Annotated in this window: 26 protein-coding genes and 1 riboswitch; of the genes, 13 read left to right on the top strand and 13 right to left on the bottom strand. The window is 70.1% G+C overall.

Annotated features, from left to right (window positions below; genetic code table 11):
- Positions 1-201 precede the first annotated feature (201 nt).
- Positions 202-897: a copper homeostasis protein CutC gene (locus tag J7E96_RS21500; protein ID WP_215133298.1), complete on the bottom strand. Its 696-nt coding sequence runs from the start codon at positions 895-897 to the stop codon at positions 202-204.
- 176 nt (positions 898-1,073) lie between these two features.
- Between J7E96_RS21500 and J7E96_RS21495 the strand changes: the two genes are divergently transcribed.
- The 4 genes from J7E96_RS21495 to J7E96_RS21480 all read left to right on the top strand — a co-directional run bounded on the left by J7E96_RS21495 (position 1,074) and on the right by J7E96_RS21480 (position 6,160).
- Entirely contained in the window at positions 1,074-3,362 is a 2,289-nt protein-coding gene (locus tag J7E96_RS21495; protein ID WP_308296069.1) for a heavy metal translocating P-type ATPase, read from the top strand.
- 101 nt (positions 3,363-3,463) lie between these two features.
- Positions 3,464-4,138: a hypothetical protein gene (locus tag J7E96_RS21490; protein WP_215133296.1), complete on the top strand. Its 675-nt coding sequence runs from the start codon at positions 3,464-3,466 to the stop codon at positions 4,136-4,138.
- A gap of 83 nt (positions 4,139-4,221) precedes the next feature.
- The gene (locus J7E96_RS21485; protein WP_215133295.1) at positions 4,222-5,442 is read left to right on the top strand and encodes a Cmx/CmrA family chloramphenicol efflux MFS transporter; all 1,221 of its coding nucleotides are present in this window, start codon (positions 4,222-4,224) and stop codon (positions 5,440-5,442) included.
- Between the two features lie 109 nt (positions 5,443-5,551).
- A complete protein-coding gene (locus J7E96_RS21480; RefSeq protein ID WP_215133294.1) occupies positions 5,552-6,160 on the top strand; it encodes a Uma2 family endonuclease in 609 nt (202 codons plus the stop codon).
- Between the two features lie 31 nt (positions 6,161-6,191).
- Here J7E96_RS21480 and J7E96_RS21475 read toward each other — a convergent pair whose 3' ends face one another.
- A complete protein-coding gene (locus J7E96_RS21475; RefSeq protein WP_215133293.1) occupies positions 6,192-6,458 on the bottom strand; it encodes a DUF4031 domain-containing protein in 267 nt (88 codons plus the stop codon).
- A complete protein-coding gene (locus tag J7E96_RS21470) occupies positions 6,455-6,814 on the bottom strand; it encodes a hypothetical protein (protein ID WP_215133292.1) in 360 nt (119 codons plus the stop codon). Before J7E96_RS21470 ends, J7E96_RS21475 begins: the two co-directional genes overlap by 4 nt.
- A gap of 90 nt (positions 6,815-6,904) precedes the next feature.
- Here J7E96_RS21470 and J7E96_RS21465 point away from each other — a divergent pair, with 90 nt between their 5' ends.
- The 3 genes from J7E96_RS21465 to J7E96_RS21455 are packed head-to-tail and all read left to right on the top strand — an operon-like array spanning position 6,905 to position 10,370.
- The gene (locus J7E96_RS21465; protein ID WP_215133291.1) at positions 6,905-7,840 is read left to right on the top strand and encodes a MurR/RpiR family transcriptional regulator; all 936 of its coding nucleotides are present in this window, start codon (positions 6,905-6,907) and stop codon (positions 7,838-7,840) included.
- A gap of 52 nt (positions 7,841-7,892) precedes the next feature.
- The gene (murQ, locus tag J7E96_RS21460) at positions 7,893-8,855 is read left to right on the top strand and encodes an N-acetylmuramic acid 6-phosphate etherase (protein WP_215133290.1); all 963 of its coding nucleotides are present in this window, start codon (positions 7,893-7,895) and stop codon (positions 8,853-8,855) included.
- A 9-nt stretch (positions 8,856-8,864) separates the two neighbouring features.
- Entirely contained in the window at positions 8,865-10,370 is a 1,506-nt protein-coding gene (locus J7E96_RS21455) for a PTS transporter subunit EIIC (RefSeq protein WP_215133289.1), read from the top strand.
- Between the two features lie 81 nt (positions 10,371-10,451).
- Here the strand turns inward: J7E96_RS21455 and J7E96_RS21450 are convergent, their stop codons facing one another.
- The 3 genes from J7E96_RS21450 to J7E96_RS21440 all read right to left on the bottom strand — a co-directional run bounded on the left by J7E96_RS21450 (position 10,452) and on the right by J7E96_RS21440 (position 11,462).
- Positions 10,452-10,625: a CsbD family protein gene (locus tag J7E96_RS21450; RefSeq protein ID WP_374196704.1), complete on the bottom strand. Its 174-nt coding sequence runs from the start codon at positions 10,623-10,625 to the stop codon at positions 10,452-10,454.
- A 424-nt stretch (positions 10,626-11,049) separates the two neighbouring features.
- Positions 11,050-11,250, bottom strand: a complete 201-nt coding sequence (locus J7E96_RS21445) for a hypothetical protein (protein ID WP_215133287.1) — start codon at positions 11,248-11,250, stop codon at positions 11,050-11,052.
- Positions 11,247-11,462 carry a hypothetical protein gene (locus tag J7E96_RS21440; protein WP_215133286.1) on the bottom strand — a complete coding sequence of 72 codons (216 nt, stop codon included), beginning with the start codon at positions 11,460-11,462 and terminating at the stop codon, positions 11,247-11,249. Before J7E96_RS21440 ends, J7E96_RS21445 begins: the two co-directional genes overlap by 4 nt.
- Positions 11,463-11,579: 117 nt before the next feature.
- Between J7E96_RS21440 and J7E96_RS21435 the strand changes: the two genes are divergently transcribed.
- The 4 genes from J7E96_RS21435 (at position 11,580) to J7E96_RS21420 (ending at position 14,395) form a co-directional block, all read left to right on the top strand.
- A complete protein-coding gene (locus J7E96_RS21435) occupies positions 11,580-12,419 on the top strand; it encodes a helix-turn-helix transcriptional regulator (RefSeq protein WP_215133285.1) in 840 nt (279 codons plus the stop codon).
- Complete coding sequence (locus tag J7E96_RS21430) at positions 12,403-12,624, top strand: DUF397 domain-containing protein (RefSeq protein WP_215133284.1); 222 nt, start codon at positions 12,403-12,405, stop codon at positions 12,622-12,624. Before J7E96_RS21435 ends, J7E96_RS21430 begins: the two co-directional genes overlap by 17 nt.
- 236 nt (positions 12,625-12,860) lie before the next feature.
- Entirely contained in the window at positions 12,861-13,751 is an 891-nt protein-coding gene (locus J7E96_RS21425) for a hypothetical protein (protein ID WP_215133283.1), read from the top strand.
- A 56-nt stretch (positions 13,752-13,807) separates the two neighbouring features.
- Positions 13,808-14,395, top strand: a complete 588-nt coding sequence (locus J7E96_RS21420; RefSeq protein WP_215133282.1) for a Uma2 family endonuclease — start codon at positions 13,808-13,810, stop codon at positions 14,393-14,395.
- An 80-nt stretch (positions 14,396-14,475) separates the two neighbouring features.
- Here J7E96_RS21420 and J7E96_RS21415 read toward each other — a convergent pair whose 3' ends face one another.
- The 5 genes from J7E96_RS21415 to thrC all read right to left on the bottom strand — a co-directional run bounded on the left by J7E96_RS21415 (position 14,476) and on the right by thrC (position 19,921).
- Complete coding sequence (locus tag J7E96_RS21415; protein WP_374196705.1) at positions 14,476-15,645, bottom strand: S8 family peptidase; 1,170 nt, start codon at positions 15,643-15,645, stop codon at positions 14,476-14,478.
- 182 nt (positions 15,646-15,827) lie between these two features.
- Positions 15,828-17,450, bottom strand: a complete 1,623-nt coding sequence (gene groL, locus J7E96_RS21410; RefSeq protein ID WP_215133281.1) for a chaperonin GroEL — start codon at positions 17,448-17,450, stop codon at positions 15,828-15,830.
- Between the two features lie 284 nt (positions 17,451-17,734).
- Positions 17,735-17,938, bottom strand: coding sequence for a cold-shock protein (locus J7E96_RS21405; RefSeq protein ID WP_005315736.1), 204 nt, complete (start codon positions 17,936-17,938; stop codon positions 17,735-17,737).
- A gap of 415 nt (positions 17,939-18,353) precedes the next feature.
- On the bottom strand, positions 18,354-18,629 hold the full coding sequence (locus J7E96_RS21400; protein ID WP_215133280.1) for a MoaD/ThiS family protein: 276 nt from the start codon (positions 18,627-18,629) through the stop codon (positions 18,354-18,356).
- The gene (thrC, locus tag J7E96_RS21395) at positions 18,626-19,921 is read right to left on the bottom strand and encodes a threonine synthase (protein WP_215133279.1); all 1,296 of its coding nucleotides are present in this window, start codon (positions 19,919-19,921) and stop codon (positions 18,626-18,628) included. The genes J7E96_RS21400 and thrC overlap by 4 nt, the downstream gene beginning before the upstream one ends.
- Before the next feature lie 17 nt (positions 19,922-19,938).
- Positions 19,939-20,066: riboswitch (SAM riboswitch) on the bottom strand.
- 175 nt (positions 20,067-20,241) lie between these two features.
- On the opposite strand from thrC, the gene J7E96_RS21390 reads away from it, so the two are divergent.
- Positions 20,242-21,219 (top strand): glucosyl-3-phosphoglycerate synthase, encoded by a 978-nt coding sequence (locus J7E96_RS21390; RefSeq protein ID WP_215133278.1) that lies wholly within the window; start codon positions 20,242-20,244, stop codon positions 21,217-21,219.
- Between the two features lie 58 nt (positions 21,220-21,277).
- The gene (locus J7E96_RS21385; RefSeq protein ID WP_215133277.1) at positions 21,278-22,672 is read left to right on the top strand and encodes a trehalose-6-phosphate synthase; all 1,395 of its coding nucleotides are present in this window, start codon (positions 21,278-21,280) and stop codon (positions 22,670-22,672) included.
- A gap of 238 nt (positions 22,673-22,910) precedes the next feature.
- Here J7E96_RS21385 and otsB read toward each other — a convergent pair whose 3' ends face one another.
- Together otsB and J7E96_RS21375 are read right to left on the bottom strand one after the other, a co-directional pair.
- Entirely contained in the window at positions 22,911-23,780 is an 870-nt protein-coding gene (gene otsB, locus J7E96_RS21380) for a trehalose-phosphatase (RefSeq protein ID WP_215133276.1), read from the bottom strand.
- A 41-nt stretch (positions 23,781-23,821) separates the two neighbouring features.
- Entirely contained in the window at positions 23,822-24,058 is a 237-nt protein-coding gene (locus tag J7E96_RS21375) for a DUF3263 domain-containing protein (protein ID WP_215133275.1), read from the bottom strand.
- Between the last annotated feature and the right edge of the window lie 28 nt (positions 24,059-24,086).

The raw sequence follows: 24,086 nt of genomic DNA, 5'->3' as shown, positions 1-24,086 counted from the left end.
TTTCATGTTCAGGACACAAGATCAGCAAGATCCTGGCCCCCGGAGACCACGTCCTCGTCAAGGGCGCCAATGCCCTCGGCTTGGAGACCACAGCGCAGCAGATCCTCCGCCACCCCTCCGGCGTTTGAGAAGCGGGGTCTGGGGCAACGCCCCTCACGCGGCGGAGCCGCGAAGCGGCGGCACCGCGCCCGCACCCGCCCCCTACGCGTCCAGTGCGGTCCGCCAGGATCTCACCGCCGTCGCGGACACCGGCGCCGACCAGCCGCCCGGCCGCGCCGCCCCACCGATGTGGAACGCGTCGATGCCGGCGGCCCGCAGCGCCGGAACGTGGTCGAGGCGCAAGCCACCGCCAACCAGGAGCTGCGGCCGATAGCCCGGCGTACCCCGCCGCCCCGCCGCCGCCTCCGCAAGCAGCACCGGCATCCCCGCGTCCACGCCCTCCGCCGCACCGGCGGTCAGGTACGTGTCCAGGCCGGGCAGCTCCGCGAGCCGCTTGCGCAGCTCGTCGCGGTCCACTGCCCGGTCGATCGCCCGGTGGAACGTCCAGTGGCACCCCTCGATCTCCGCCACGACCCGCTCGATCGCGACCAGATCGGGATTCCCGTACGCATCGAGGAAGCCGAGCACGAACTCGTCCGCCCCCTCCGCCAGCATCCCCCGCGCCGCCACCACCAGCGCGTCGATGTCCCCCGCGAGGAATCCGTCCGCCAGCCGCAGCATCACGCGCAGCGGGATGTCCACCGCCGCGCGGATCCGTCCGAAGGTCTCGCGGGACGGGGTCAGGCCGTCGGCCGCCATGTCGGTGACCAGCTCGAGCCGGTCCGCGCCTCCGGACTGGGCGGCGACCGCGTCCTCGGCGTCGAGGGCGATCACCTCCAGGACTGCACGGTTGTTCATGGGACCCCATTCCTCAGAAAAACGGCGACGGACAAACGGCGACTACAGGTCTAGTCCAATGTCCACTCTAGAGCCCTGACGCGCCAACCGCTTGCACAAGGTGAGACCGGCGGGTATACATGAGCTCAACAGATACCCCCCAGGGGTATTCACTCGGTCCAACCCAAGGAGCAGATGTGTCCACCACGACGGCCGCAGCCGGCACCCCCACCGGAGCCGAGGTCGAACTCGCCATCGGCGGCATGACCTGCGCCTCGTGCGCGGCACGCATCGAGAAGAAGCTGAACCGGATGGACGGCGTCGAGGCGACCGTCAACTACGCCACCGAAAAGGCGAAGGTCACCTACCGGGGCGAGGACGTCTCCGTACAGGATCTGATCGCGACGGTGGAGGCCACCGGCTACACGGCGAAGGAGCCGGCCCCGGTACGGGCGGTCCCCGAGCCCGGCCCCGAGGAGGCTCCAGCGGCGGCCGACGAGCTGCGCCCCCTCCGCCAGCGGCTGATCACCGCGACCGTCCTCGCGGTACCGGTCATATCGATGGCGATGGTCCCCGCCCTCCAGATCGAGTTCTGGCAGTGGCTGTCGCTGACGCTGACCGCCCCGGTCGTCACGTACGCCGCCTGGCCCTTCCACCGCGCCGCGTGGACCAACGCCCGCCACGGCGCGGCGACGATGGACACGCTGATCTCGGTAGGTACGTCGGCGGCCTTCGCCTGGTCCCTGTGGGCGCTGTTCTTCGGTACGGCCGGTACGCCCGGCATGACGCACGCCTTCGAGCTGACGATCTCGCGCAGCGACGGCGCCGGGAACATCTACCTGGAGGCGGCGGCCGGCGTCACCGCGTTCATCCTGGCCGGGCGCTACTTCGAGGCCCGCTCCAAGCGCAAGGCGGGCGCCGCCCTCAAGGCCCTGCTGGAGCTGGGCGCCAAGAGCGTGACCGTACTCAGGGACGGCGGACGCGGACGCGAGGAGACCATCCCCACCGCCGAACTGGCCGTCGGCGACCACTTCCTCGTCCGCCCCGGCGAGAAGATCGCCACCGACGGCACCGTCGTCGAAGGCACCTCCGCCGTCGACGCCTCCATGCTCACCGGCGAGTCCGTCCCCGTCGAGGTCGCCCCCGGCGACACCGTCACCGGCGCCACCCTCAACGCAGGCGGCCGCCTGGTCGTCCGGGCCACCCGCATCGGCGCCGACACCCAGCTCGCCCGCATGGCCAAGCTGGTCGAAGACGCCCAGAACGGCAAGGCCGCCGCCCAGCGCCTGGCCGACAAGATCTCCGCCGTCTTCGTCCCCGTCGTCATCGCCCTCGCGCTCGGCACGCTCGGCTTCTGGCTCGGCAACGGAGCCGGCCTGACCGCCGCGTTCACCGCCGCCGTGGCCGTCCTGATCATCGCCTGCCCCTGCGCCCTGGGCCTGGCCACCCCGACCGCCCTCATGGTCGGCACCGGCCGCGGCGCCCAGCTCGGCATCCTCATCAAGGGCCCCGAAGTCCTCGAAACCACCCGCAAGGTCGACACCATCGTCCTGGACAAGACCGGCACCGTCACCACCGGCAAGATGACCCTGCTCGCCGTCCACACCGCCCCCGGCACCACCGAAACCGAGGTACTGCGCCTGGCCGGCGCCCTGGAACACGCCTCCGAGCACCCCATCGCCCAGGCGGTCGCCGCCGGTGCCACCGACAGGACCGGAGGCCCCCTGCCCACCCCCGAGGACTTCGCGAACGTCCCCGGCCTCGGCGTCCAGGGCATCGTCGAAGGCCACGCCGTCCTGGTCGGCCGCAGCAAGCTGCTCACCGAGTGGGCGATGAGCCTGCCCGTGGAGCTGGAGCGCGCCAGGCAGGAAGCCGAAGCAGCCGGGCGTACAGCGATCGCGGTGGCCTGGGACGGTGAGGCCCGTGCGGTCCTGGAGGTCGCCGACGCGGTCAAGGACACCAGCGCCGAAGCCATCCGCCTGCTGCGGGCGCTGGGCCTGACGCCGATCCTCCTCACCGGCGACAACCAGGCCGTGGCCGAGTCGGTCGCCCGCGAAGTAGGCATCGACGAGGTCATCGCGGAGGTGATGCCGGAGGACAAGGTCGACGTCGTCAAGAAGCTCCAGGCCGAGGGCCGCAGCGTGGCCATGGTCGGCGACGGGGTCAACGACGCCGCCGCACTCGCCCAGGCCGACCTCGGCCTGGCCATGGGCACCGGAACGGACGCCGCCATCGAAGCCGGCGACCTCACCCTCGTACGCGGCGACCTCCTCGCCGCGGCCGACGCCATCCGCCTCTCCCGCAAGACGCTGGGCACCATCAAGTCCAACCTCTTCTGGGCCTTCGCCTACAACGTCGCCGCCCTGCCACTGGCCGCGTCCGGCCTCCTCAACCCGATGATCGCCGGAGCCGCCATGGCCTTCTCGTCCGTCTTCGTCGTCGGCAACTCCCTGCGCCTGCGCGGCTTCAAGGCCGCCACCGACTGAGGAACACCTCCACCCGCCCCCGCCCCCGCCCCCGCACGAAGGACAGACCTTCGTACAGGGGCGCTCTCCTTGTCCCTGGTCCCGGCGGCAGAATGAGGGGCATGAACGCCACGGCCGCCGCCCCGCCGCCGCATCCCGCGCACGACGAGCTGATCCGCCGCTGGCTGGACACCGTCCCCGCCGCATGCGCGCTCTCCGCCGACCCTCGCCCGTACGCCGAGAACCTCCTCGCCCGCTGGGCCGAACCGCAGCGCCGCTACCACACCACCGACCACCTGCTCGCGGTCCTCGGCCACCTCGACCTCGACGCCCTCGCCGCCCACGCCGACGACCCGGCCGCCGTCCGCCTCGCCGCCTGGTTCCACGACGCCGTCTACCGCCCCGACCGCACCGAGAACGAGGAGCGCAGCGCTGCCCTGGCCGAGCGCGCACTGCCGGAACTCGGTCTCGACGACGCCCGTACGTCCGAGGTCGCCCGCCTGGTCCGCCTCACCGCCACCCACGACCCGGCCCCCGGCGACACCAACGGCGAGGCCCTGTGCGACGCGGACCTGGCGATACTGGCGGCGCCCCCGGCGTCGTACGCCGCCTACGCGGCAGCGGTCCGTGAGGAGTACGACTTCGTCCCCGACGCCGCGTTCCGCGAGGGCCGCGCGGCGGTGCTGCGACAGCTCCTGGAGCTGCCGACGCTGTTCCGTACGCCGCACGGGCGGGCGGAGTGGGAGGCGCGGGCGCGGCAGAACCTCACGACGGAGCTGGACCTGCTCACCATCTGATACGTCCGGACACTGGGGGAATGCGAGGCCGTGCAGCGGTGTTTTGACCTGTCATGCCCGCCTCTGACGATCAACGCTCCCGCATGCCCCTTGCCGTGTACATACTCGGGATGGCGGTCTTCGCCCTCGGGACCAGCGAATTCATGCTCTCCGGGCTGCTGCCGCCGATCGCCGCCGACATGGACGTCTCGATCCCGCAGGCGGGGCTCCTGATCTCGGCCTTCGCCATCGGCATGGTGATCGGCGCGCCGCTGCTGGCCGTCGCGACTCTCCGCCTTCCGCGCCGTACGACCCTGATCGCCCTCATCACGATCTTCGGCCTCGGGCAGGTCGCCGGAGCCCTGGCACCGTCGTACGAGCTGCTCTTCGCCTCGCGCGTCGTGAGCGCGTTCGCGTGCGCCGGGTTCTGGGCGGTGGGCGCGGCGGTCGCCATCGCGATGGTGCCGGTGAACTCGCGGGCGCGGGCGATGGCGGTCATGATCGGCGGGCTGAGCATCGCGAACGTACTGGGCGTGCCCGCCGGGGCGTTCCTGGGCGAGCACCTCGGCTGGCGGTCGGCGTTCTGGGCGGTGGGTGCGGCCTCGGCGCTCGCACTGGTGGGCGTCGTGACGCTGATCCCGCGCATCCCGCTCCCGGCGGAGAAGCCGCGGCTCAAGCGGGAGCTGTCGATCTACCGTGACGGCCAGGTCTGGCTGGCGATCACGATCACGGCGCTGGCGGCGGGCGGCATCTTCTGCGCGTTCAGCTACCTCGCGCCGCTGCTGACCGATGTGGCGGGGCTCGACTCGGGCTGGGTGCCGACGGTGCTGGCGCTGTTCGGGATCGGTGCGCTCGTGGGCACGATGGTGGGCGGGCGGGTCGCGGACGCGCACCTCTTCGGCGTACTGATCAGCGGTATCGCGGCGTCGACGGTGTTCCTGGTGATCCTGGCCGTGTTCGCGTCGAGCGCGGTGGTGGCGGTCGCCCTGTCGTTCCTGCTCGGCCTCTCGGCGTTCTATACGGCGCCGGCGCTCAACGCCCGGATGTTCAACGTCGCGGGCGCGGCGCCGACGCTGGCGGGGGCGACGACGACGGCCGCGTTCAACCTGGGCAACACGGGCGGCCCGTGGCTCGGCGGCACGGTGATCGACGCGGGCTTCGGCTTCGCGTCGACGGCGTGGGCGGGCGCGGCGATGGCGGTGCTGGCACTGGTGGCGGTGGGCTTCTCGCTGCGGCTCCAGCGCGGGGGCGGCGGCACCGGCTCACGCGTGGTGATGGGCGCGTCGGCGCACCCGCCGGAGAAGGCACGCACCGAACGGCCCTGAGACCCGTGCATCGCTCACCCGATCGTGGGACGCTCGGGGAAGCGGCCACGCACTGTGGTCCCCGCACCCTACGTTCGGCCTGTCAGGGCCACAGAGAGGGGACCTCACGATGACTGCCGCACTGGTCGAGCCCGAGCTGTCGGAGGATGACATGCCGTCGTGGGACTACCTGCTGGAGACGTGGCAGGAGTTGGACGTGCCGGAGGGGTGGCGCGCCGAGATCGACGAGGGGCTGATCACTTTGGTGCCGCCGCCGGACGACGGACACAATCTCATCGCCGCGCAGGTGCACTGGGCGCTGCGCAGCACCTTGCCCGAGGGCTTGGAGGTCTTCCAGACCCTCGGTCTGTTCATCTACCGCCAGGAGCGGCTCTACATCCCGGACCTGGTCGTCGTTCCGAAGAAGCTGATCATGGAACGCGCGCAGAAGAAGGAGAAGGCCCCGCTGGCCGCCGCCGAGGCAGCGCTGACAGTGGAGATCACGTCGAAGAACAACGCCTCGCACGACCGGTCGGCGAAGCAGAAGGCGTACGCCCACGGGGATGTGCCCCTGTACCTGCTGATCGACCGTTTCGACGAGGGCGGACCGGCGGTCACCCTCTTCTCCGACCCGCGCAACGGCATGTACCGGACCGGCCTGCGCAAGCCTTTCGGTGAAGCCATCCCCCTGCCCGAGCCCTTCAGCACAGAGCTGGACACTTCGGGGTTCGTCGCCTGACGAGGCCGATCTGACCACCGGGGGCGGGGCCCTACGCCGGCCGCCCCTTGGGCCTGCGCAGCCCCGCCGCCGTAATCCTCCGTACCAGCTCCTTCGACCCCACCTCCACCGCCCCCGCAGCCACCGCATCCGCGTACCGCACATCCGGCACGTCGTAGTGGTCCCGCTCAAACGCCCGCGCCGGGCACCCAATGCCCGCCGCGAATGCGTGCAGTTCCTCGTACGACACGTCGCTCACCAGGTGCGACCACATCCGCCCGTGCCCCGGCCACGTCGGCGGGTCGATATAGACCGTCACCGCAGAGATCCGACCGGCGCCACGATCACGGCCGCCTTCGAGCACACCCAGTGCGGGTCCGGCCCCAGCTCCGGTTCGACCTCCAGCGCGTGCGGTTCCACATCCGTGCACACGGGACAGAGCGGCCAGCGGCCATACCGCTCAAGAAGCGCGTCCTGTACGTCCTGGGCTATCAAACCCGTGACGTACTCCGCGCCCGCCGGCCACTGCTCCACCCACCACCGACGGTGTACGACCGCGTCCTCGACCAGCGACACGACGTCCGCCTGAGCCACCTCGCGGGCCGCCAGGTCGGCCATGACCAGGGCGCGGGCAACGTGCAAGGCCTGTTCCAGGGGTGAGGGGATGGGCTCCATACAGCCATTGTCGCGCGCCACCCACAAGCACCCCCGCCCGCCCAACCACAGGGGTTGACGGCCCACCGCAGCCGAAAATATCTTTCAGGAGTGACCAATGAAGTGAAGGAAATTTTCACCAGCGCCACCACCGGCCCCACCCCACCCGCGCCCGCCGCCCTCGCCGCCAAGGTACGAACCCTCGCGCCGTCCATGACCCGCTCCATGCAGCGCGTCGCGGAAGCCGTAGCGGCCGACCCGGCCGGCTGCGCCGCCCTCACGGTCACCGGCCTCGCCGAACTCACCGGCACCAGCGAGGCCACCGTCGTCCGCACCGCCCGCCTCCTCGGCTACCCCGGCTACCGCGACCTGCGCCTCGCGCTCGCCGGCCTCGCCGCCCAGCAGCAGTCCGGCCGCGCCCCCTCCGTCACCGCCGACATCGCCGTCGACGACCCGATCGCCGACGTCGTCACCAAGCTGGCGTACGACGAACAGCAGACCCTCGCCGACACCGCCGCCGGCCTGGACACCGTCCAGCTCGGCGCAGCCGTCACCGCCCTCGCCGCGGCCCGCCGCATCGACATCTACGGCGTCGGCGCCTCCTCCCTCGTCGGCATGGACCTCGCCCAGAAGCTGCTCCGCATCGGTCTGATCGCGCACGCGCACACCGACCCGCACCTCGCCGTCACCAACGCCGTGCAGCTGCGCGCCGGCGACGTGGCGATAGCGATCACGCACTCGGGATCGACCGGCGACGCCATAGAGCCGCTCCGCGTCGCCTTCGACCGAGGAGCGACGACGGTCGCGATCACGGGCCGCCCGGACGGGCCCGTATCGCAGTACGCCGACCACATCCTGACCACGTCGACCGCCCGCGAGAGCGAACTGCGCCCGGCCGCCATGTCCAGCCGTACGAGTCAACTCCTCGTCGTGGACTGCCTGTTCATAGGCGTGGCCCAGCGTACGTACGAGACGGCCGCCCCCGCCCTCGCCGCCTCCTACGAGGCCCTGGCGCACCGCCACGCGCCCCGCAGCAGCAGCCGTTAGCCCAGAAAAAACAACAAACGCAGCCGTACGACGAGAAAGAGCCGCCCCCTTCATGACCCCCACCAGCGCCAACACAGCCGACAACTCCTACGGCGAACTGCGCGCCCAGCTCGCCACCCTCACCACCGAGGCCTTCCGACCCGAGCTCTCCGACATCGACCAGCTCCCGACGGCCGAGATCGCCCGCATCATGAACGGCGAGGACCGCTCCGTCCCCGAGGCCGTCGCCGCCCGGCTCCCCCAGATCGCCGCCGCCATCGACGCCACCGCCGAACGGATGGCCCGCGGCGGCCGCCTCATCTACGCGGGCGCCGGCACGGCAGGCCGGCTCGGCGTCCTGGACGCCAGCGAGTGCCCGCCCACCTTCAACACCGACCCCACCCAGGTCATCGGCCTGATCGCAGGGGGCCCGACCGCGATGGTCACGGCCGTCGAAGGCGCGGAGGACTCCAAGAAGCTCGCGGCGGCGGAGCTGGACGACCTCGCCATCACCCCCAACGACACCGTCGTCGGAATCTCCGCCTCCGGCCGCACCCCGTACGCGATCGGCGCCGTGGAGCACGCCCGCGGCCTCGGCGCCCTGACCATCGGCCTGTCCTGCAACGCGGGCAGCGCGCTGGGGGCAGCCGCCGAGCACGCCCTGGAGGTCGTCGTCGGCCCCGAACTCCTCACCGGCTCCACCCGCCTCAAGGCCGGCACGGCCCAGAAGCTCGTCCTCAACATGATCTCGACCATCACCATGATCCGGCTCGGCAAGACGTACGGAAACCTGATGGTCGACGTCCGCGCCTCCAACGAGAAGCTGCGGGCCCGCTCACGCCGCATCGTCGCCCTGGCCACGGGCGCGCAGGACACCGAGATCGAGGCCGCGCTCGCCGCCACCGACGGCGAGGTGAAGAACGCCATCCTGGTGCTCCTCGGATCCGTCGACGGCCCCACCGCCGCCGCCCTGCTGGACGAAGCGCGGGGTCACTTGCGCGTGGCGCTACAGGCGGCCGCCGCCCGCAGCGCCTGAACTGAGTCCATGACAGAGAACAAGAACCGCGCCGTCGCCGCCGCGATCCTTCCGCTCGTCGGAGGCGCGGGGAACATCACCTCGATCGCCCACTGCATGACCCGCCTCAGACTCGGCCTGCGCGACCGCACCCTCGTCCAGGACGAGCAGCTGAAGGCGCTCCCCGCCGTAATGGGCGTGGTCGAGGACGCGACGTACCAGATCGTGCTCGGCCCCGGTACGGTCGCCCGGGTCACCCCGGAGTTCGAGGCCCTGGTCGAGGCAGAACGCACAGCCACCACCTCCCCCACCTCCCCCACCTCCGCCGACGAACTGGCCACCCAGGGCGCAGCGATCAAGGCCGAGCGGAAGGCGAAGAACGCCACCCCCTTCAAGCTGTTCCTGCGCAAAATCGCGAACATCTTCGTCCCGCTGATCCCCGCCCTGATCGGCTGCGGCATCATCGCCGGCTTCAACGGCCTGATGGTCAACCTCGGCCTGCTCCCCGCCGTCACCCCCGCCCTCGCCGCGATCGCCACCGGCTTCATGGCCCTCATCGCGGTCTTCGTGGGCCTCAACACGGCAAAAGAATTCGGCGGTACGCCGATCCTGGGCGGCGCGGTAGCCGCGATCATCGTCTTCCCCGGCGTCGCCAACATCAACGCCTTCGGCCAGCCCCTCTCGCCCGGCCAGGGCGGTGTGCTCGGCGCGCTCGGCGCGGCGGTCCTGGCGGTGTACGTCGAGAAATGGTGCCGCCGCTGGATCCCGCAGTCCCTGGACGTACTCCTCACCCCCACCCTCACCGTCCTGATCTCCGGCCTCGTCACCGTCTTCGGCCTGATGTTCGTGGCCGGTGAAATCTCCACCGCCATCGGCGACTTCGCCGGCTGGCTCCTGTCCACCGGCGGCGCGGCGGCGGGCTTCGTCCTCGGCGGCCTGTTCCTCCCCCTGGTCATGCTGGGCCTGCACCAGGCCCTGATCCCGATCCACGCCACCCTCATCGAGCAGCAGGGCTTCACCGTCCTGCTCCCGATCCTCGCCATGGCAGGCGCGGGCCAGGTCGGCGCGGCCGCCGCCGTCTACCTCCGCCTGCCCCGCAACGGCTCGATCCGCCGGACTATCAGGTCCGCGCTCCCGGCCGGCCTCCTGGGCGTGGGCGAGCCCCTGATCTACGGCGTATCGCTCCCCCTGGGCCGCCCGTTCATCACGGCCTGCATCGGCGGAGCCTTCGGCGGCGGGGTCGTCGGCCTGTTCAGCCAGCTCGGTGACTCGGTCGGCTCAACGGCGATCGGCCCGTCCGGCTGGGCGCTGTTCCCCCTCCTGTCCGGCAACGAGGGCGCGGCCACGATGATCACGGTGTACGCGGCCGGCCTGGTCGCCGGTTACATCGCAGGCTTCCTGGCCACGTACTTCTTCGGCTTCAGCAAGCAGCTGCTGACCGACTTCAACGTGGATACGGACACGGACACACCTGCGGCCGCCCCGATGGCCCCGGACGCCCCGGACGCCCCGGAAAAGGAACCGGCCACGCTGTGACCCGGCGATGCCCACACGGAACAACAGTGCCGGGCCCGGCAGAGAAGACGGCTGCCGGGCCCGACACGACTGCACAGGCGCTCAGCGTCGCTTGAAGATGTCCTTGATCTTTTCCTTCGCCTGACGAGCGTCACCCTTGGCCTGTTCGCCGCGTCCCTTGCCTTCCAAGGACTCGTTGCCGACACCCCGGCCGGTAACCTTCTTCACCGCGCCTTTGGCCTGCTCGGCCTTCGCCTTGGCCTTTTCGTCCTTCACAACACTCACGTCCTGCCGGTCGAAAAACTGGACACCCTACGTGTCACCACGAAGCCTCCGTTCAAACGGCTCGGGGATCTCCGGCTCGCGCTGGTGGGCGGCACGGTGCTCTGTGTGGTGATGTGGATCGCGGCCTCGGTCCACGCACCACGTACGGACGCGGTCGTCCTCGACAAGAGCGAGCGGCGAGAACACCGTCCGGCCGAGGGAGGCGTGTACGAAGTCCCCATCGGCACGGTGCGACGACCGTCATCCCGTGGGGCCGGACGCCGAGGTCGGGGCGGCAAAGACAGGATCGACGCGGCGCGCAAGTTCAGAGTGGACGTGCACGGGCCTGCGGGGGCGCCTGGCTGCGGCTTCGACGCCCTGGCTCGCACTCACGTGGATGCTGAAGCGCACATCCTGATCTGCGGGCAGTTCCGGATCACGGCAGCCGCCCCTCCCGGTTGAGCGCACGCACCCGCGCCCGCAGCACCTCCCCCGGCTCCGCCGGAACCAGTGCGTCCGGCGGACAGTCCCACTCCTTGCCGCCGCCCGGCGGCCGTAGCTGTACGTACGTGCCGACCCGCCCCATAACCAGCCCCACCCGCCCGTCCCGCACATCGACGGCGTACTCCCCCGTCACGGCTTGAGCCCCTGGAGCACGGCGGCGAGCCGCATCGCCGTGTCGAGGTTGCAGCGCCCCAGCTCCACCAGCGGATACGGCGCCTCGCTCGCCAGCGACACCACGTCCACCCGCAGCGACGGCAGCGTCACGGCCACCACCTCCAGCCCCTCCCGCAACTGCGCCACCACCTCTTCCGCAGCCCGCAGCCGCTCCGACGATCGCACCACCATGACCATGCACCTCCGACGACACTGAGTGTTCGCTTTCCTCACACAGCGTGGCCGAATCCCCACTAGCCTGAACAGCGATGGCGCCCAACAACCCCACATGTCCAACAGGGAGTTGCCATGCCCGGACCAAAGGACCTAGACCCCTCCTCCTCCCCCCGCGCCCTGCTCGGCGCGGAACTGCGCCACGCGCGGGAGAAGGAGGGCCTCACCCAGGAGGAACTCGGCCAGCCACTGTTCGTGAGCGGCTCGTTCATCGGCCAACTGGAGGCGGGTACGCGCCGGATGATGCCGGAGTACGCCGCGAAGATAGACGAAATCCTGGGTACGGGGGGCTTCTTCGAGCGGAACTGCAAGGCGTCCACGAAGTCGAAGTACCCGGACCACTTCGCGGAAGCGGCCGAGGCGGAAGCGATCGCGACGGCCATCAAGGAGTACGCGCCGCTACTGATCCCGGGTCTGTTGCAGACGGAGCCGTACGCGAGGGCGATCTTCCGCGCGTACCAGCCGACGGCGACCGAGGAGGTCATCGACGAACTGGTGGCAGCGAGACTGGATCGCGCGCACCTCCTCGACGATCCAACAAAGCCGCTGTTGTGGACGGTTCTGGACGAGGCGGTATTACGCCGGAAGGTCGGCGAGCCTGCGGAGATGGCACGCGCGCTGCACCACCTGGCGGTGATGGCCCGCCGCCACCGCATCATCATGCAGGTGCTGCCGTTCGAGGCGGGCCCCCACGCGGCGATGGGCGGCGCCCTCAAGCTCATGACCTTTGACGACGCACCCCCGCTCGCCTATCTCGAAGGGCCGGGCACAGGGCGGCTAGAAGACGATCCCGCCACAGTCACCCGCCACCAACTGGCCTACGATCTGGTAGGGGCCATGGCACTGTCACCCAAGGAATCCCTGGCCCTGATCGATTCAGTGGCGGAGGATTACGCGCATGAAGATCAGCCCTGAGTACGACCTGAGCGCGGCGACCTGGCGCAAGTCCAGCTACAGCGACGGCAGCGGCGGCAACTGCCTCGAAGTGGGCGCCGACCACTCCCACATCGTCCCCGTCCGGGACTCAAAAGACCTGCTCCGCCCGGCGCTCGTGTTCCGGGCCGGAGCCTGGTCCGCGTTCGTTGCCGGGGTGAAGAACGGGCAGGTCACAGCCGCCTGACTCGGCCCGGGGCTCAAGCCCCGGAGTCCGAGCCCTTTTCAATGGATTGGGAGGTGGGTAACACCAACCACCCGCCCCAACTCCCCCGCACGCAACCGCGCATGACTTTCCGTGACCGGCTTGCCACAACGCGTCGCGACGGTCTAGCGTGCCCGAATAACGGAATAACGAACAGCCCCCGCCGGTGTGTCCGCACCGACGAGGGCTTAACCAACAAGATCGAATCGAGCGATCCAGTGGCTGTCAGCCAGCTTAATCCTGCCCCGCCCGCGCCCGCACATCCCCTCGCCAATCCGGGTTACGGAAAGCGGAGCGCCCCCGAGCAACGACCCGCCCGCGACGGCGACTTCGCCCACCTCCCCCGCCGGGAAGCGTCCATCGCCGGGTACATCGACCGGCTCCCCGAGGGGGCGGACATTTCCGTAAAGACGCTGGCCAAGGTCCTGCCGGACTACGGCCAGTGCGCCGTACGCACAGCCCTGCGGCACCTGTCCGAAGCCGGTCATCTGCGCCTCGGCAAGGAGGCCGTCACCGACCGAACAGGCAGCCGCCGCTGGGTCACCCGCACGTTCTTCTCCCGTACGGCCAGGGACGACGCCTGGTGGGCCGCCTTCCAGGGCGGCGGCACAGCCCCCAGCGCGCCACAGCCCCCCAGGCAACGCCGGCCGAGTCCGCGCAGCAAGGCGTACGACATCCTCGCCTCCCTGGGCCGCACCCAACCGGCGATGACGCTCTCGGAGGCCGACTGCGTCTCGCTGGAGACCCTGGCCACCGACTGGCTGACCCGTGGTGCCACCGATGCCGAGCTGGTGCACGCGCTGACCGACGGCCTGCCCAAGCCGGTCCACAGCCCGCCTGCGATCGCACGTATCCGGCTGGAGAAGCTGCCGCCGCAGCGAGCGCCCGAGCCCGACGCCACGGCCGCCCGTCGGCCCTTGCGCTTGCTGGAGTGCACGGAATGCCGCGTACCCGGCCGCCCGGAAGCCCTGGCGGGCGGCCTGTGCCGGGTATGCCGGGACGAGCCGCCGCGCCCGCCGGCCGACGGCCTCCCCGAGCCCGAGGTCCGCGCCCACGCGGCCAGGGTCCGAGCAGCCGCGACACGCCCACCCGAAGGGACCCCCGCATGACGGTTCAGCCCACCCGCGCCAGAAGCGGGGCACGATGTAGGGGAGGAGGCGATCCCATGACCCCCAGCACCGCTGACCACTCGGACATGTCCATCGAGGACTTCGAAGAGCTGGCCCGTAGCGCGCCGGAAACCGTGACGCTCGAACTCATCAACGGAAAGCTAAGGGTCAAACCTGTGCCGGACATGCCTCATGGGGCCATCGTCATGTGGCTGCTGCGGCACTGCATGCAGCAACGCCCCGAGCTCGCCCTGTATCCGGAACAGGGCCTGAAGGTGGCGGCCTACCGCAAGGGCCGTGCTCGCGCGGACGGCGCACTCGCGCCGCTCGATCACTTCGTGGAGCAGAAGGGCGAGTGGGCCGACCCGGATGGTGTCCTCATGGTCGTCGAAGTCACCTCGCACGACTCCGACTCCGACACCGAGAGCCGGGATCGCGTCGAGAAGCGCGACGCCTACGCGGAAGCGGCCACCCCCGTCTACCTCCTCGTCGACCGCGACAACGACACCCTCGTCGTCTACAGCAAGCCGGAGGACGGGGCGTACCAGTTCCACTCCTCATATCCCTACGGCGCCACCGTCACGCTCCCCGACCCCGTCGGCATCACCCTCGAAACCGAGAAGCTCAAGGACTACACGGGCTGAGCGCGCCCGGGGCTGACCAACCGCCGCCTGCCCTCCACCCCCCGGTCCAGGGGTGAAGGGCAGGCGCCGCCGTGGAGAGGTCAGAGGCCGTCGGTGAACAGGAGTTTGTTCGGCGTGCCCGGGGTGACGCCGGACAGTACGTCCTTCGTGGAGGTGTCGTCGAGCCAGCCCGCGATGTCGCCCGGGGTGGCCGCAGGGGCGACCGTGTTGTAGAGCAAGGCGGTCCCGGCCACGTGGGGAGAGGCCATGGACGTGCCGTTCAGAGGGACGCTTCCGCCACCCATCCTGGCCGAGACGATGACGGCGCCCGGTGCGTAGATCTCCACGCAGGGGCCGTGGTTGGAGAAGGAGGTCTGCGCGTCGGAGCTGTCGGACGCGGCGACCGTGACCACGCGTTCGGCGGACGCCGGGGAGACGCCGCAGGCGTCCTTCCCGTCGTTGCCGGCCGCGATGACCGGCAGGACACCGCTGTCCGAGAGGGCAGTGGCGGCCTTGTTCACCAGGTAGGAACGGGAGCCGCCGAGCGATCCGTTGAGCACGGCCGGCCGGTCGGGGTCCAGCGCGGCGTTCCTCGCCGTCCATTCCAGTCCGGCGATGATCGTGGCGTTGCTGCCCTTGCCCTCGCAGTCGAGGACCCGGACGCTGATGAGGTCGGCCTGGCGTGCCACGCCGTACGTCGCCCCGCCGACCGTGCCCGCCACGTGCGTGCCGTGGCCCTGGCAGTCCCTCCCGAAACGCCCCTCCACCGGGAAGGCGTCGAAGCCGAACCGGGCGCGCCCCCCGAACTCGGCGTGGTCGTAGTCGATTCCGGTGTCGAGGATGTACGCGTTGCCTCCGGCACCGGTCGCGTCGGTGGTGAACTGGCCGTCGAGCGGCAGGAAGGGCTGGTCGATGCGGTCCAGGCCCCAGGACGCGGCGGGCCCGGACGCGGTGACCTCGGCGTCCTGCTCCACGGCCTCCACGTCCGGATCGGCCCGTACCTCGGCGAGTTGGGCGTCGGTGAGCTTGGCCGCGAAGCCGTGCATCACTTTCTCGAAGGTGAACAGGGGGGTTGCGCCGACCTGGCGCGCGGCCATGGCGACGTCCGACGTGGGCTTTATGGCGACGACGTACTGGCCGGGAACGGGCTGGTCCGCGAGGCGGAGCGGAGCGAGAGCGGAACCATCCGCCGGAGCTGACTGAGCGGAGGCGGACAACGGGCCTACGGTCGCCAGGACAGCCGTGACGGCAGCCGCGAGGGCGATCCTCATGAGGTTTGGCATGGTCACGATGGCACCATGCAGAAACGATCCCCCGCAATCACTCTGTGCGGTGGTTTGAACACACTGTGTAGTGAGATCAGCGCCCGCTGAAAACGCCCGAGGGCGGCACCCCCGCATGGGGAGTACCGCCCTCGGTCGCGTCAGCGATGGAGCTACTGATCCTGGGCGGATCAGAAGTCCATGTCACCGCCCGGCATGCCGCCGCCCGCGGGGGCACCGGCCTTCTCGGGCTTGTCGGCGATGACCGCCTCCGTGGTGAGGAACAGCGCGGCGATGGACGCGGCGTTCTGCAGGGCAGAGCGCGTGACCTTCGCCGGGTCGATGATGCCTTCGGCGATCATGTCGACGTACTCGCCGGTCGCGGCGTTCAGGCCGTGACCGATCGGCAGGTTGCGCACCTTCTCGACGATGACGCCACCCTCAAGACCACCGTTGACGGCGATCTGCTTGAGCGGGGCCTCAAGCGCCAGACGCACGGCGTTGGCGCCGGTCGCCTCGTCGCCCGTGAGCTCAAGCTTCTCGAAGACGGCCGTGGCCTGGAGCAGAGCCACGCCACCACCGGCGACGATGCCCTCTTCGACGGCGGCCTTCGCGTTGCGAACGGCGTCCTCGATGCGGTGCTTGCGCTCCTTGAGCTCGACCTCGGTGGCGGCACCGGCCTTGATGACGGCCACGCCGCCCGCGAGCTTCGCCAGGCGCTCCTGGAGCTTCTCGCGGTCGTAGTCCGAGTCGGAGTTCTCGATCTCGGCACGGATCTGGTTGACGCGACCCTGAACCTGGTCGCTCTCACCCGCACCGTCGACGATCGTGGTCTCGTCCTTGGTGATGACGACCTTGCGCGCACGGCCGAGCAGGTCGAGACCGGCGTTCTCAAGCTTGAGGCCGACCTCCTCGGAGACGACGGTGCCACCGGTGAGGATGGCGATGTCGCCGAGCATGGCCTTGCGGCGGTCACCGAAGCCCGGAGCCTTGACGGCGACGGACTTGAAGGTGCCACGGATCTTGTTGACGACGAGCGTGGACAGCGCCTCGCCCTCGACGTCCTCGGCGATGATCAGCAGCGGCTTGCCGGACTGCATGACCTTCTCCAGCAGCGGAAGGAGGTCCTTCACCGCGGAGATCTTCGAGTTGACGATCAGGATGTACGGGTCGTCGAGCGACGCCTCCATACGCTCCATGTCGGTGGCGAAGTACGCCGAGATGTAGCCCTTGTCGAAGCGCATGCCCTCGGTGAGCTCAAGCTCCAGACCGAAGGTCTGCGACTCCTCGACGGTGATGACGCCTTCCTTGCCGACCTTGTCCATCGCCTCGGCGATGAGCTCGCCGATCTGGGTGTCAGCGGCGGAGATGGAGGCCGTAGAAGCGATCTGCTCCTTGGTCTCCACGTCCTTGGCCTGCTCCAGCAGAGCGGCGGAGACGGCCTCGACGGCCTTCTCGATGCCACGCTTGAGGGCCATCGGGTTGGCGCCGGCGGCGACGTTGCGCAGGCCCTCGCGGACCAGAGCCTGGGCGAGGACAGTCGCGGTCGTCGTGCCGTCACCGGCTACGTCGTCGGTCTTCTTCGCGACTTCCTTGACCAGCTCGGCGCCGATCTTCTCGTACGGGTCCTCGAGCTCGATCTCCTTGGCGATGGAAACACCATCGTTGGTGATCGTGGGGGCGCCCCACTTCTTCTCGAGGACGACGTTACGGCCCTTCGGGCCGAGGGTGACCTTGACGGCGTCGGCGAGCTGGTTCATCCCGCGCTCGAGACCGCGCCGTGCCTCCTCGTCGAACGCGATGATCTTAGCCATGTGAAGTGGTCCTCCCGGACTGGGGTGGATAGCGGAGGACTGTGTGGCGCCCGCGACGGACGGCCTGCGACGCCGGGTGGTTCCTTGCCCCACCCGGCCTGCGGGCCTCGCCGACCCAGTCCTTCTGTCACTCTCACTGGGAGAGTGCTAACGCCAATGATTAGCACTCGACCCCTTCGAGTGCAAGCGTCACCCGGGGAACAGCACACGCACGAAGGGCCTGCACCCGGTGTGGGGTGCAGGCCCTTCATGCGTGAGTGCGTCGGTGGCCGATCGCGCCGAGATCAGACGGCGAGCTTGACCATGTCCGCCTGCGGACCCTTCTGGCCCTGCGAGATCTCGAATTCGACTCGCTGACCTTCTTCAAGGGTGCGGTACCCGTCCATCTGGATCGCGCTGTAGTGGACGAAAACATCCGCACCACCGTCGACCGCGATGAAGCCGTACCCCTTCTCCGCGTTGAACCACTTGACGGTGCCCTGAGCCATGGCTTAACTCCCCTATTTCTGGCCCTTGCACAGGAGCGCACTTCGCGCGTCCTGGGTCAGACTCCTCCACCCTCCGACAGGAGAGGGCGTGCGCCGGAACGCGTCGACCGCGGCTGAATGTATCCGCCCAACTGCCCTCTGCAACAGGGCAATCGGACGAGAAATCTGGGCATGACGGAACACGCGAATGCGAAGAATTCCCTGGCTTCCAGGGCAAGTCGGGCCGGACAAGGCGCGCACAAGCGGCAATTGGGTCCGGCACTTTGGCTGCTTCTTGTCGCGCGGGGACGCATTCTCATATGCGCCGGGCACAGGCAGCGGAGGGGGCTTCCCCAACTGTACCGCGCTCAACCATGCAGAATTGCCCCCTCCGCTTCTCTGGCGGAGAGGGCAATCGGCGTAACAGTGAGAGAGATCAGCCGCCGGCGACGGCGGGAATGATGGACACGCCCGCGCCGTCCGGGGTGGCCGTCTCCAGGCCACCCTCGAAGCGCACGTCGTTGTCGTTCACGTACACGTTCACGAAGCGGCGCAGCTTGCCCTGGTCGTCCAGGACGCGGGCCGCGATGCCCGTGTGGTTCTTCTCCAGGTCGGCGATCACCTCGGCGAGGGTCGCGCCCTCGGCCGGGACCTCGGCCTTGCCGCCCGTGTACGTGCGAAGAATGGTGGGGATGCGGACGTTGACGCTCATGCGAGGCCAGCCTCTCGGAAAGAGTCCAGGTTGGGGCGGATGACGGCGGACTGACCCGTGGTCGGGGCCACCGCTTCGAGGGTCTTCAGACCGTCACCGGTGTTCAGCACAACAGTCGTGAGGGTCGGGTCCAGCAGCCCGGCCTCGATGAGCTTCTTCGTTACGCCGACGGTCACGCCGCCCGCGGTCTCCGCGAAGATGCCCTCCGTCTCGGCCAGCAGCTTGATGGATTCCACCACCTGCTCGTCGTTGACGTCCTCGACCGCGCCGCCCGTGCGGCGGGCGATGTCCAGGACGTACGGGCCGTCGGCCGGGTTGCCGATCGCGAGCGACTTGGCGATCGTGTTCGGCTTCTGCGGCCGTACGACGTCGTGCCCGGCCTTGAAGGCCGTCGACACCGGCGAGCAGCCCTCGGCCTGAGCACCGAAGATCTTGTAGGGCTTGTCCTCGACGAGACCGAGCGCGATGAGCTCCTTGAGCCCCTTGTCGATCTTCGTGAGCTGCGAGCCCGAGGCGATCGGGATGACGAGCTGGTCCGGGATCTCCCAGCCGAGCTGCTCGCAGATCTCGTACGCCAGGGTCTTGGACCCCTCGCCGTAGTACGGGCGCAGGTTGACGTTGACGAAGCCCCAGCCCTCGCCGAGCGGGTCGCCGATGAGCTCCGAGCAGAAGCGGTTCACGTCGTCGTAGTTGCCCTCGATGCCGACGAGCTCGCCGCCGTACACCGAAGCCATGACGACCTTGCCCTGCTCCAGGTCGTGCGGGATGAACACGCAGGAGCGGAAGCCGGCCCGCGCGGCGGCGGCGCCGACCGCGCCGGCCAGGTTGCCGGTGGAGGAGCAGGAGAGGGTGGTGAAGCCGAACGCGCGGGCCGCCTCGACGGCGATGGCCACGACGCGGTCCTTGAAGGAGTGCGTCGGGTTGCCGGAGTCGTCCTTCACGTACAGACCGCCGGTGACACCCAGCTCGCGGGCCAGGTTGTCGGCCCTGACGAGCTTGGTGAAGCCCGGGTTCAGGCTCGGCTTGGACGCCACGTCGGCGGGCACGGGCAGGAGCGGCGCGTACCGCCAGATATTGTCCGGTCCGGCCTCGATCTCCTTGCGCAGCGCTTCGGGGTTCCCGAGCGGGAGGTCGTACGCGACCTCAAGGGGACCAAAACAGGAAGAACAGGCGAAGATCGGGCCGAGTTCGAATCGTTCTCCGCACTCGCGGCAGGAAAGCGCGGTGGCGGGTCCCAGGTCTACGGGGAGATTCGTGGTGCTTGCATCAGCTTCAACAGACTGCACAGCCATGATGGCGAGGCCCTTTCTCCTCATCTTCCCCACGACGCATTTCGCCGTGAGACGGAATTGGCACCGTCCCCACCGTTACCTCGCGGTCGGCGGAATGGTTGCCGGGACTTCAACGGGCCGTTCCCTCTGTCCCTCTGGATGAGCGCTATGGCGCCGGGTCTGGACCCGGCGCGTTTGTTCCGCGGCACCCCCGAAATGCGAGGGACCTCCGCGTTGTTCAAGACTGTAACCGAACCCCCGGACGGATGAGACTGTCGTCCGCAACGCGAGATGGATCAACGACGGGCCGGACGACGGCTCACCTGACGAGGGAGAGGCACGTGCTGGAAGAGGTGGAGCGCTGGCTGGACCGGCGGTCCTGGTCCACGGCCGACCGGCCGCTGGACCGGCTGATCGCGGCCAAGGCCGGGCGCGGCCTCACCGTCAGTGTCGTGCTGCCCGCCCTCGACGAGGAGGAGACGGTCGGCGACATCGTCGCGGCGATACGCCGCGAGCTGATGCTGGCCGTGCCCCTCGTCGACGAGCTGGTCGTGATCGACTCCGGCTCGAAGGACCGCACCGCCCAGGTGGCGACGGCGGCGGGGGCGCGGGTCGTCCACCGCGACGCGATACTGCCTCGGATACCGGCCGTCCCGGGCAAGGGAGAGGTGCTGTGGCGGTCACTCTTGGTGACGAGCGGCGACATCGTGTGCTTCATAGACGCGGACCTGAAGGAGTTCTCTGCCTCGTTCGTCTCGGGCATCGTCGGACCGCTGCTGACCGAGCCCGACGTGCATTTCGTCAAGGCGATGTACGACCGCCCACTCGGTACTGAGTCCGACTTGCTCGCCTCCGGCAAGACCCCAGGCCAAGGCGGCCGGGTCACGGAACTGGTGGCGCGCCCGCTGCTCAATCTGCACTGGCCGCAGCTGGCCGGCTTCGTCCAGCCGCTGGGCGGTGAGTACGCCGTACGCCGCTCGCTGCTCGAACAGCTGCCCTTCCCCGTCGGTTACGGAGTGGAGCTGGCCCTGCTCGTCGACTCGCTCCACACGGTGGGCCTCGACGCGCTGGCGCAGGTGGATGTCGGCGTACGCAGACACCGCCACCAGGACGGGCAGGCGCTCGGCCGGATGGCCGCGGCCATCTACCGCACCGCTCACCTGCGGCTTTCGCGCGGCCCGCTGGTGCGGCCGGTGCTGACGCAGTTCGAGCGGGGGGAGGACGGATCCGGGTTCGTGCCGCGTACGCATGCGGTCGACACCCAGGAGCGGCCGCCGATGCGTGAGATCGACGAGTACACGGCGCGGCGGGCGGCGTAACCCGGAGTTGAGCCGTACGCACGTTTGAGGGCTTCCATGACGGGCTAGGTTTCGGCACATGGTCTCCGAGCACGCTGCACAGGTTCTTGTCGCTTCCAACCGCGGCCCGGTTTCGTACACCCTCCGCGAGGACGGCTCGCTCGCCGCCAAGCGCGGCGGCGGCGGTCTGGTCTCGGGCCTGTCGGCGATCGGCCGGGATGCCGATTCCCTCTGGGTGTGCTCGGCGCTGGGAGACGGCGACCGGGAGGCGGTACGGCGCGGGACGAGCACGGCGGGCGTACGGATGCTCGACATCGACGCCGGTGTGCACGCGGACGCGTACAACGGCATCGCGAACTCCGTGCTGTGGTTCGTCCACCACATGCTCTACCAGACGCCGCTGGAGCCCGCTTTCGACGCCGAGTTCCGTCGCCAGTGGGCGGCGTACGAGACGTACAACCGCGCCTTCGCCGACGCGCTGGCGGCGGAAGCGGCGCCGGGCGCGGCCGTGCTGGTGCAGGACTACCACCTGTGCCTGGTGCCGGGCATGCTGCGCGAGCTGCGCCCGGACCTGCGGATCGGCCACTTCACGCACACCCCGTGGGCCCCCGTGGACTACTTCCGCCTGCTGCCGGACGACATCGCGCGCCAGCTGGTGAGCGGTCTGCTGGGGGCGGACAGGGTGGCCTTCCTGACCCGGCGCTGGGCGGACGCCTTTGTGGCGTGCGCGGTAGATGTGCTGGGCGCCGAGGCCCTGGAGGGCACGGCGGTCGGCGTGCACGGCCTGGGCGCCGACGCGGAGTTCCTGCGGGAGCGGGCGCATCAGGAGGACGTGAACGAGTGGCTGGTGCGGCTGCGGGAGCGGGTCGGGGATGGGCGCAAGACGATCGTCCGTGTCGACCGTACGGAACTCTCCAAGAACATCGCGCGCGGGCTGCTCGCGTACCGGCAGCTGCTGGCGGACCGGCCGGAGTGGCGGGGCCGGGTGGTGCACGTGGCCTTCGCCTACCCGTCGCGGCAGGACCTGGCGGTGTACCGCGAGTACACGGCGGCCGTGCGGCGGCTGGCCGACGAGATCAACGCGGAGTACGGGAGGGACGACTGGCAGCCGGTGCTGATGGAGCTGGACGACGACTTCGCGCGGTCGCTGGCGGCGTACCGGATGGCTGACGTGGCGCTGGTCAACCCGATCCGGGACGGCATGAACCTCGTGGCGAAGGAGGTGCCGGTCGTCTCCGACGAGGGGTGCGCGCTGGTGCTCTCGCGGGAGGCGGGGGCGTATGAGGAGCTCGGCGGCGACGCGATCGTCGTGAACCCGTACGACGTCATGGCGACGGCGGAGGCGCTGCGGGCAGCCCTGACGATGGAGCCGGGTGAACGGGCGGAGCGAACGAAGCGCCTGGCCGCGGCGGCGACGGCGTTGCCGCCGGCGACGTGGTTCTTGGCGCAGCTGTCGGCGCTGACGGCGGATTAGACGGGCTCCGCCTCCGGGCGCGCGTGCTGGGGAGTGCGACCCCGGGCCGCGTGTTTTGGGTGCGCGCCCGCTCCTCAAACGCCGGAGGGGCTGGGTTTTCCAGCCCGTCCGGCGTTTGAGGACACGCCCGGAGGGCGTCCGGGGGCCTGGGGGCTTGCCCCCAGTTTCGGGAAGGGGCGGGTTGGGGAAAGCGCCGCAGGCACCGCACCCGCACCCGCAGCACCAAGCCCGGCTGCGATCAAGCCCGTCCGGCGATTGAGGACAAGGCCGCCAGCAGCCCGACCACTCCCGACGGGCCGTCCACCACCACGTCCGCCCGGTCCGCGAGGACAGGAACCTCGCTGCCGCTGCACACCAGCAGCCCGGGAACGCCCTCCGTACGAAGCTTCTCGACCGTCGAGTACGCCGCGACGTCACCGAGGTCGTCCCCGGCGTACAGCACGCACCCCGCCCCCACCTCACGCACGTACTCCGCCAGCGCCACACCCTTGTCCGTGCCCGGCGGCCTCAACTCCAGCACCATACGGCCGGGTTCGACGATCAGTCCGTGGCGGGCGGCGAGCTCCGCGAGAGGGACGCGCAGGGACTCGAACGCCCTCACGGGGTCCTCCGCGCGGCGCGTGTGGACGGCGACGGCCTGCCCCTTCTCCTCGATCCACGATCCGTGCCAGGCCCCAATGCCCTCAAGGAAGCCGGGGAGTTCGGCACGGGCCGCCCGCACGCCGGGGTGCGGGGCAGGGGCACGGACCGTACCCGTGACGGCGTCCCAGCGCTCGGCGCCGTAATGGCCCAGCACGACGAGGCGTTCGAGACCGGGTACCCCGGCGAAGCCGCCGTAACGGACCGCGACGCCCGCCGGGCGACCGGTGATCACGGCCACGGACCCGACCAGCGGCGCGAGTGCCGCCATCGCGGCCACCGCTCCCGGGTGGGCCCGCGACTGCTCCGGGTCAGGGACGATGTCGGCGAGCGTGCCGTCGAAGTCAAGGGCGATCAGCGCCCGCTCCGGCGCCGCCAGCAGCGCGGCGAGACCGTCGCGGCCGGCAGGGGTGGAGGGCGTGAAGTCGGTCGGCAGGGGGTGCGAGTGCTCTTGCGGTTGGCTGCCCATGCCCCCTGACCCTACCGGCGCACGCCCCGTCCGGCACAGGCTCAGCGCCGTTCGCGGCGAGCGTCCCGTACCCGGCGGAGGCGGTTGACGGTGACGGGGTCGTGGGCGAGGGCGCGCTCGTCGTCGAGCAGGGCGTTGAGGAGCTGGTAGTAGCGGGTCGGCGAGATACCGAGCTGCTCCCGCATCGCCCGCTCCTTCGCGCCCGGCCCCGGCCACGACCGCCGCTCGACGGCGAGGACGGCCCGGTCCCGCTCGGAGAGCTCAGCGTCGTAAGGCATATGAGCAGTCTAGGCCCGGACTTCGCGG

The organism is Streptomyces sp. ISL-96 (assembly GCF_018614035.1).
GTDB lineage: Bacteria > Actinomycetota > Actinomycetes > Streptomycetales > Streptomycetaceae > Streptomyces.
This window is presented reverse-complemented; position numbering and strand designations above follow the sequence as displayed.